At 64.9% G+C, this 5657-nt stretch carries 8 protein-coding genes; 3 read left to right on the top strand and 5 right to left on the bottom strand.

Annotation, left to right across the window (positions count from 1 at the left end):
- Positions 1-255: 255 nt before the first annotated feature.
- Entirely contained in the window at positions 256-930 is a 675-nt protein-coding gene (locus WAN02_RS12100) for a hypothetical protein (protein WP_422264408.1), read from the bottom strand.
- Positions 931-1009: 79 nt separating this feature from the next.
- Positions 1010-1651, bottom strand: a complete 642-nt coding sequence (locus WAN02_RS12095) for a TetR/AcrR family transcriptional regulator (protein ID WP_422264407.1) — start codon at positions 1649-1651, stop codon at positions 1010-1012.
- A gap of 90 nt (positions 1652-1741) precedes the next feature.
- On the opposite strand from WAN02_RS12095, the gene WAN02_RS12090 reads away from it, so the two are divergent.
- Together WAN02_RS12090 and WAN02_RS12085 are read left to right on the top strand one after the other, a co-directional pair.
- Positions 1742-2956 (top strand): cytochrome P450, encoded by a 1215-nt coding sequence (locus tag WAN02_RS12090; protein ID WP_422264406.1) that lies wholly within the window; start codon positions 1742-1744, stop codon positions 2954-2956.
- An 8-nt stretch (positions 2957-2964) separates the two neighbouring features.
- Positions 2965-3921 carry an SDR family NAD(P)-dependent oxidoreductase gene (locus WAN02_RS12085; protein WP_422264410.1) on the top strand — a complete coding sequence of 319 codons (957 nt, stop codon included), beginning with the start codon at positions 2965-2967 and terminating at the stop codon, positions 3919-3921.
- Positions 3922-3924: 3 nt separating this feature from the next.
- Here the strand turns inward: WAN02_RS12085 and WAN02_RS12080 are convergent, their stop codons facing one another.
- The 3 genes from WAN02_RS12080 to WAN02_RS12070 form a co-directional block, all read right to left on the bottom strand.
- Positions 3925-4632 carry a cutinase family protein gene (locus tag WAN02_RS12080; protein ID WP_422264405.1) on the bottom strand — a complete coding sequence of 236 codons (708 nt, stop codon included), beginning with the start codon at positions 4630-4632 and terminating at the stop codon, positions 3925-3927.
- A 73-nt stretch (positions 4633-4705) separates the two neighbouring features.
- Positions 4706-5089, bottom strand: coding sequence for a hypothetical protein (locus tag WAN02_RS12075; protein ID WP_422264409.1), 384 nt, complete (start codon positions 5087-5089; stop codon positions 4706-4708).
- Positions 5090-5154: 65 nt separating this feature from the next.
- Positions 5155-5391, bottom strand: a complete 237-nt coding sequence (locus WAN02_RS12070; protein ID WP_422264404.1) for a hypothetical protein — start codon at positions 5389-5391, stop codon at positions 5155-5157.
- On the opposite strand from WAN02_RS12070, the gene WAN02_RS12065 reads away from it, so the two are divergent.
- Positions 5372-5657: hypothetical protein (locus WAN02_RS12065; protein ID WP_422264403.1), on the top strand; the 286-nt coding region annotated here is incomplete at its 3' end. The genes WAN02_RS12070 and WAN02_RS12065 overlap by 20 nt on opposite strands.

The following is a 5657-nucleotide window of genomic DNA, read 5'->3' as shown; positions in this document are numbered from 1 at the left end:
AAGGCGCGCAGCCATAACGGATTCGCGTTTGGACCAAGATCATTTTTAGTGGACCAGTGGTCAACACGCACTACGCCACACCACACCGTTGCCAAATAGTGACGTTTAGAAAGTGATCCGGCCCCGTGCATCACGGTTTGATCGCAGCGGCCGCCCAAAAATCCCACTGCTCATAGCGATTGACGCGGCCGACAAAAGTCGCTGCGTGGCTTAATCGCACTGGGCCTAAAAAGGAACGAGCATCAATTGACGCGGTCAGCGAAGGTAGACTTCCCCACCCCTGGGGTATCCGCCACCGTGGGTGGTGATGTGGACGTGGTCGTAGTGGCCGTAGCCGGATCCTGACGGCCCCTTGGGCGTGTAGTACGTACCGCGCCAAATGCAGTCCTGCAACGAGAATTTGTCCGCGTTCTTGAGCGCGAACGAGACGATCTCGTTGCCGAGCGCTATACCGGCGGCGCTGGACGGGTTGGGAATCATCACGTCGATCGCCAAGCCCTCGGGATGCCACCTGAGCGCGTCCGGTCGAACGCCGCCCATGTTCTTGATCTCCGGGAACACCGCGCTGATGGTGCGAGCGGCCAGAATCGTCTTGACCTGAAGGCCACGTTCCGGAGCGACATCCGCGATCAGGACTTGCGGGGCGTTCTTGGAGGCGACGTGCCAGCGCGACGCGCGTGACGCGGGCGCAGTTTCGGCGGGAGCGCCGGTGGCCGGGACAGCGGACACGGCCCATGCCGCCTTGGTCGGTGCGGTGGCCATGATCTGCAGATGGCAACACGACGCGTCAGCTACCGCATTGGCGTTGCCGTGGCGGTCCTCAGCGTGGGCACTGCCGCCGAGGGCAAAGATGATGGCGACCGGGGCGGTAACCGCAGCCATCACTACCGGCGACTTTCGCCCACCGCTGGCTAACTTGTGACCCCGCACGGCAAGCAGCTTACGAGCAAATCGCGAATTAGTCACGATCAGATAACGACGGCGCAGGTGGGGCGGATTGCGACGCCGCTCAAGCGCCGCCCTCCATCGGCCAGTCGCCCGACTCGGGCACAAATCGAAGTGTGGCCGCCGGAGGCAGCGTCCGCCGGTCGCCGGCCGATATCGCGTCGAGCATCAGCGCAACGTAACGGCGCCAACCGTCACAGCCGGAGTCCATCGTCCACAGCACGCTGTGCAGCATCGCGATCATCCGCGGCAGGTCGGCGGGGGCCAGGTCGGCCCGCACGACGCCGGCTCGTTGGCCGCGATCAGCAAGCTCCCTGAGTGCCTCGTACAGCCCAGTCGAGACGTCCGACGTCAAAGACCCGGCTCGGCGCGCAGCCGTCAACAGGTTGTGTTCGCGCGCGCCCAGCGATATCGCCGCATCGAACAGCTCGGCCAGGCCCGCCATGGGGTCAGCGACACTGCGAACTGCCTCGATCGTCGGCGTGAGGTCTTCGGCGATGCACTGGTCCAGCGCCGCACGAACCAGTTCTGCCTTGGCCGGAAACCTCCGGTACAGGGTGCGCTCACCGACACCGGCGCGACGGGCGATCGCCTCGATGGGCGCGTCGGGCCCGAGTTCGCCGTAGACCTCCCGCGCGGCTTTCAGGATCCGCTCGGCGTTGCGCGCGGCATCCGCGCGTAACGGCCGCTCGGTCACCGCAGTCATCGCGCCAGCATAACTGACTGTTGACTGCCACTTAGCCGCGCTTTACGCTCGTGCAATTGACAGCCATCTGACACTTAACGGAAGACGCCGGTGACTTCAACAACTTCCGACTCTCGCCCCGAGACCGATCTTCCCGTGATACCGGCCCCACGCGCCGCACACTGTCCCCTCCATCCGCCAACTGAATTCGCCGACTGGCGAAACGAGCCCGGCCTGCAGCGGGCGATGTGGAACGGGCAACAGGTCTGGTCGGTGAGTCGCTACCAGGACATCAGAGCCGCGTTGGTCGACCCGCGGCTGTCGGCCGAAACCCTGCCCGACCTGTTCGATACGGCGAGCGGCAATGAGGCGCCGCCGATCTTCGCGCGCATCGACGATCCCGAACACCATCGGTTGCGGCGCATGATGACCAGCCAGTTCACCTTCCGGCGTACTGAGGCAATGCGGCCGCAGATCCAGCAACTGGTCGACGGGTATCTGGACGCGATGATCGACAAAGGCCCGCCGGCCGACATCGTGCGCGACTTCGGCCTGCCCGTGCCATCGATGGTGATCGCGCTGCTGCTTGGCGTCCCGCCCGAAGATCTCGAACTCTTCCAGCACAACACCTCCCTTGGATTAGACGTGAAGTCCACCGACGAGGAACGGGCGCAGGGCTTCATCGCGATGTATGCCTACATCCAGGAGCTGGTGGCGCGTAAGGAGCGCGATCCCGGCGACGACCTGATCAGCCGTCTCATCACCGACTACGTCGCGACCGGCCAACTCGACTACAACACCGTGGCGGTCAACGCTGTGATCATGATGCAGGCCGGCCACGAAACCACCGCCAACATGATCGGATTGGGAACCGTTGCACTGCTTGAGCATCCGGAAGTTTTCCAGCGACTCGGCCAGACTGACGACGCCGCCGTCATCGCCAACGCCATCGAAGAGCTGATGCGCTATCTGTCTATCGTGCATGCCCAGGTGGACCGGATAGCGACCGAAGACCTCGTCCTCGGCGGCCAGCAAATCCGCACCGGGGACAGATTGTTGATGAACCTGCCTGCCGGCAACTGGGATCCCGAATTCGTGGACAGCCCAGACGCTCTCGACGTCGCCAGAAATACCCGCGGGCACTTGGCTTTCGGCTACGGGGCTCACCAATGCATTGGCGCCAACCTTGCCAGAGTCGAAATGCAGGTGGCCTTTGCCACTTTGGCGCGCCGCCTCCCTGGGCTGCAACTGGCGGTGCCGCCGGATGAGCTCAGGTTCAAGGACGCCGACATCTACGGCATGAAAGAGCTGCCGGTTACCTGGTGACACACGACATGCGGTTCGACGATCAGGTTGCGGTCATCACCGGCGCCGGTGGCGGTTTGGGCAAAGAGTATGCGTTGCTGCTGGCGTTGCGCGGGGCACGTGTCCTGGTCAACGACATCGGCGGCTCAGTGACCGGAGCGGGTTCCAACACCGACGCCGCGGCCGACGCGGTCGAGGAGATCCGCCAACACGGCGGTGAGGCCATCGCCAACACCAGCAGCGTGACCAGTTCCGAGGGCGGACAGGCGATTATCGACGCAGCCATGCAGGCCTGGGGGCGTATCGACATCGTGATCAACAACGCCGGAATCGTCCGCGATGCGCCGTTCGAGGACATCACCGCCGATCGGCTCGACCCATTGATCGATGTACATCTCAAGGGTGCGTTTTACGTGACGAGGCCTGCCTGGAAGATCATGCGCGAGCAGCGCTACGGACGAATCCTGAACACCTGCTCGGCCGCGGGACTTCTCGGCGCTGAACGGATGAGCAATTACGGTTCAGCGAAGACCGGGTTGGTCGGCTTTACCCGGGTTTTGGCCGCCGAGGGCGCCGACCACGACATCAAAGTCAACGCGGTTGCGCCGATCGCCTACACCCGGATGCTGGCGCATTCGGTCGAGACGGCCAGCCCGCCCGACGACCCGTCCGCTCAAGTCGTGCTGGATGATCTTGTGACGCAATACCTTCAGAAGCTGGATCCGGCGCTGGTGGCTCCGGTGGCCGCGTTCCTGACCCACCGGGATTGCCCGGTGTCCGGTGAGATCTACACCGTCGGCGCCGGGCACGTCGCCCGGTTCTTCATCGGCAGGACGAAAGGCTTCTACAGTCCCGTGCTGTCAATGGAGCAGGTGCGTGATCACCTCGACGAGATCCGCGACGAGGATGGCTACTCCGTGCCCGCCGGGCCCGCCGACGAGATGAGCGAACTGTTCGCCACCATCATGGCGAACCAGCCCGACTGACGGCTAAAGGTGCCTGGCCGCGAAATCCGCGGCCTGCTGGGTCATCCCGTTCACCGGGTATGAGGCGTGCGCGAAGCTCGGCAGCCCGCCCGGATCACCGTTGCAGATCGTGTCGCCGTCGGCGCACAAATCGTCGGTCTTGGGCGCGTACAGCGGACCGATGACCACCGCCGGCGCGCCGTAATTTTGCAGCCACTGCGCCGACGGCTTCCCGAAGAGCGTGACCGCGGCGACGTGGTTGGCGACCTCCGGCGGCATGGGCTTGGGCAGGAACTGCAAGTACTCCGAAGGCACTCCCGGAGGGATGGACGCCGAGGTGACGGCGCCGGCCACGGCCGCCCCCTGCGAGTACCCGCCGAGCACAATCCTGGTCTTGGGGCAGTTCGCCGCGGTTGCCTCGATGTGACCTTTGGCGTCTTTGATCCCGTCGACGACGCTTCGGGCGAACTCGACGCGGTCGGAGAAGTCGCTGCTGGCCTCGTAGTTGACCGGGTAGACATCGAGTGACTTGGGGCCGATCGCCGTGCGCAATTCGTCGACGAACGGCTCCCCGATTCCGCCGACACCCACTGGCTCACCTGTGCCGCGGGCGAACACCGCCTCGACGTCTGGGCATGGTTGCGCAGAGCTGATTGCCATCGGGGCGGTGAACAACCCGCCGACAATCAGCAATGCTGCGATGAGGACCCGACCGATCTGGCGTAGACGCATGATCCTCATTGTTGCGTACGGAACGCGAACGTGCCGCAGCGACGTGACCGACGCCGCTTTCGCGCGCAACCGCTTACGATGTCTCGCCCGAGTCGTCGAGAACGCTGACGGCGATGCCGTACGGCAGGAAACGGACTTTGCGGGTCGTGTCGGTGTTGTTCTGGTTCGCGCGCAGCGCATGGAGCTCGGAGGCGTACACCTCCTCGACGCGGGCGCCCCCGTCCGCGCTGACCGTGTAGATCGCCCACACCCCGTCACCGGCTTCGCCGGTGGTTTCCGGCCTGGTCCGAGTGCGCCGCGCCAGGTCCTCGAAGACCGACGACCACCCAGATCGGTCGGAGGGGAAGGTCAAGAACCGGCCGAATCCCTCGAATGCATCGCGAAGCCCCTCGGTCGCGTCGCGGATCACGTGCTCGAAGTCTTCCGGATCGAATCCGAACCGACCATTGTCGTCCATTGCGGCCTCCTGGCTGCTCACACCAACACTCCCAGTGTGCGCATTTAAGCCGGTTCGCGCCACGCCTAGTAGCCGTACCCCGGGTTCGCGTACGGATTCTGCGGCATGTACGGGTTCTGCTGATACGGATTCTGCTGGTAGGGGCTCTGCTGATAGGGGTTCTGCTGATAGGGGTTCTGCTGATAGGGGTTCTGCTGCTGATACGGGTTTTGCGGCTGCTGGCTCGCCCCACCCTGACCTTCGGGCACCTGAACCGGTATCGGTACCGGCACGAACGGCAGGTTGAGATATGTCGTCGTCATCGCCGGGGCCGTGGAAGTGGGTGGCGGCGGCGGTGGCGGCGGGGGCGTCGTGCTCGGCGTGGTGCTGCTGGTCGCCTGGGGCGTGGTGGTTGTCGGCTGCGGCACAGTGGTGGTCACCCGCGCCCTCGTCGTCACAGGCGGCGGGGGTGGCGGCGGCGGGGGCACATACGTCTCGGTCGGAGACGGAGGCGGAGGGGGAGGCGGCGCCTCGCTGGTCGGTGGCGGGACGACGACCGGCGACGGCTCCGCGGTCGGCGGAGGTGGCG

Source organism: Mycobacterium sp. (assembly GCF_049281135.1).
Lineage (GTDB): Bacteria > Actinomycetota > Actinomycetes > Mycobacteriales > Mycobacteriaceae > Mycobacterium.
This window is presented reverse-complemented; position numbering and strand designations above follow the sequence as displayed.

Excerpts from the sequence above, each read along its gene's own strand:
- WAN02_RS12095 (WP_422264407.1), bottom strand. The coding sequence starts at position 1,651 with ATGACTGCGGTGACCGAGCGGCCGTTACGCGCGGATGCCGCGCGCAAC.
- WAN02_RS12085 (WP_422264410.1), top strand. The coding sequence starts at position 2,965 with ATGCGGTTCGACGATCAGGTTGCGGTCATCACCGGCGCCGGTGGCGGT.
- WAN02_RS12080 (WP_422264405.1), bottom strand. The coding sequence starts at position 4,632 with ATGCGTCTACGCCAGATCGGTCGGGTCCTCATCGCAGCATTGCTGATT.
- WAN02_RS12075 (WP_422264409.1), bottom strand. The coding sequence starts at position 5,089 with ATGGACGACAATGGTCGGTTCGGATTCGATCCGGAAGACTTCGAGCAC.
- WAN02_RS12070 (WP_422264404.1), bottom strand. The coding sequence starts at position 5,391 with ATGACGACGACATATCTCAACCTGCCGTTCGTGCCGGTACCGATACCG.